Genomic DNA, 2251 nt, shown 5'->3' on the forward strand with positions numbered 1-2251 from the left:
TGTAGAGTAAAGGGCTGGGACTACCAGCCCCTCCTCATCAAACCGTACGTGCGGTTTTCCCGCATACGGCTTTCCGACGTTCTTCACCTTGCGCAGTACGTACTCGTCCAGGTCGTGACGGATTGTAACCCTGCTTCCTTTAGCATCTTGAAGAATCCGGATTGACGCAGCCTCCACCTTTTAAACTTCTTCCGGCAGAAGATCATCAGCCTCTTACGGATATACCAGTCGATCTTGGCCAAAAAGCCATTGGCTAGGCCTTTGTCCGCTTTGGCGTAGTAGTTTCTCCACCCCACTATTTTCGGGTTGAGTTCTGCGATGATCTCGCTGGTCTTTCGCTTCAGTAGCGTTCGCGACGACGTGCTTGCCTTTACTTTCGTCTTCATCTTCTTCATTGCTTTCTGCGACGGGAAGCACCGGAGAATTCGTGCCACTTTTCCCCCTTTGCGCATGACCGGCAGTCGGCGAAAATGATGGCCTAGAAAGTCGAAGCCCTGATCGTCCTCCCATACATTCACCAGCTTGCTTTTCTCCGTATTCATGCTCAGCTCCAGTTTTGCGAAAACAGCTTTCAATACCTGTATCGCTTCCAGCGCTTCTGCTTTTCGATGACATAGGATGACCAGATCGTCAGCGTAACGGACCAGCGTTCCGAGCTGCGTGTATTTCCTCTCCCAGATCGTGTCCAGGTAGTTCAAGTAAATGTTAGCCAGTAGCGGGGAAATAACGCCTCCTTGCGGGCTTCCGAGGTCCGAAGCATAGCACTCGCCATCTTTCATCACGCCTGCCGTCAGCCATCCGCGAAGAAGTTTCAGTACTTTCCGGTCGTTGACTCGTTGTTCGACGAGTGCCATCAGCTTCTCATGTGAGATGTTGTCAAAGTATCCCCGAATGTCGACATCCACGACCCAGTATACTTTCCCCTCGTTCGCCGTCGTCAGGATCTTTTGCAGCGCATCGTGCGCGCTGCGTTTCGGACGAAACCCATAGGAGAAGTCTTTGAAGTCGGCCTCGAAGATGCCTTCCAGTACGAGCTTTGTCGCCATCTGTACCAGTCGGTCTCTCACCGTCGGAATGCCGAGCGGTCTTGTCTTTCCATCATCTTTTGGAATATCTACTCGACGCACCGGCGTTGGTCGATAGGTACCGTTTCTCAGTTGACCGCATGTCTCCGCGATAAACCGCTTCTCGCCATAGTCTTCGTTGATCGATTGGATCGTGATTTTGTCGACCCCGGCACTCCCTTTATTGGCCTTTACTCGCATCCACGCATAGGTCATGATGTCCTCGCGACTGATCTTGTCATACAGAGCATGGAACCGCCGTCCTGGCTTTTCCTTAGCTGCAAGGTAGAGGGTTCTTTGAAGTTCTCGAGCTTTTTCTTTGGCGTTGTTAGCCTTTGCGGCATTCACTCACTCTTACCTCCTTGGTTCCCATGAACGAAGTGGGGTATTGTCTTTCGACGCCCTTCCCTCCACAAGGTTATGTTGTCCTTGCTTCCTCGGTACTACGGCCCCCTCCGACTCCCTTCCCACCGCTCACCACTTCACCTTTCAAGGCTTATAGGTTTGCTCGTTACGGCCCCTTGCTGCCGTGTGGGGGAGGGTCTCCCTAGTTCCGAACATAACTGTCTCCACATGCCGATCCCCATACACCGGAAGGTTCTTCCGTGCTGCTCCAAGTTCTTTGCACGTTCCATGGCCTTCGCCCGTCCGCTCAAGGCTCGGCTCCCTCTTGTCCCTTGCGGGTTACGCTTTACGGTGCGGCAGGATTCACTCGGATGTTACGGCCTGCGGGCTTGCTTCGCATGATTTTTTTTATTTTTTTTCATGCTTTTCGTAGGGCTTCAACCCATGGATTTCGCCATGACCTGCCTACTAGCTACAGGGCAGCTTGGCCTTTACCCCGGCTGAACTTTCATCAGCTAGTTATGCCCAGCTTGGCTAGGCGCACAACGGACACAGGCGACTTTATTTGCATCCTCCCAACGCCAATTTGACTGATAGCGACCAAGTAACGTCTCTCCTGTCTGTTAAAGTTTGTTTGGGACAAAAAACGGACAAATAGCGTCACAGGTGTCTGTTAGATTTTTCGAAAAACCTAAAGTGTCGCTCATCGCTCATAACTCATCGCTCATCTTGCCTGTCTGTTCTATCCCCTTACTCTCGATTAAGTGGAAAAACGCCCACTATTGCCTCCGTCTACGTCCTTGCTTGCGCTTTAGTGGGAAATCCTACCTCTAATCCAGGTC

At 51.8% G+C, this 2251-nt stretch carries 1 protein-coding gene; it reads right to left on the reverse strand.

Going from position 1 to position 2251, the window contains the following annotated elements:
• Window positions 1-83: 83 nt before the first annotated feature.
• Entirely contained in the window at window positions 84-1412 is a 1329-nt protein-coding gene (gene ltrA, locus B1748_RS21005) for a group II intron reverse transcriptase/maturase (protein WP_087569910.1), read from the reverse strand.
• Window positions 1413-2251 lie beyond the last annotated feature (839 nt).

This window comes from Paenibacillus sp. MY03 (assembly GCF_002165585.1).
Lineage (GTDB): Bacteria > Bacillota > Bacilli > Paenibacillales > Paenibacillaceae > Pristimantibacillus > Pristimantibacillus agaridevorans.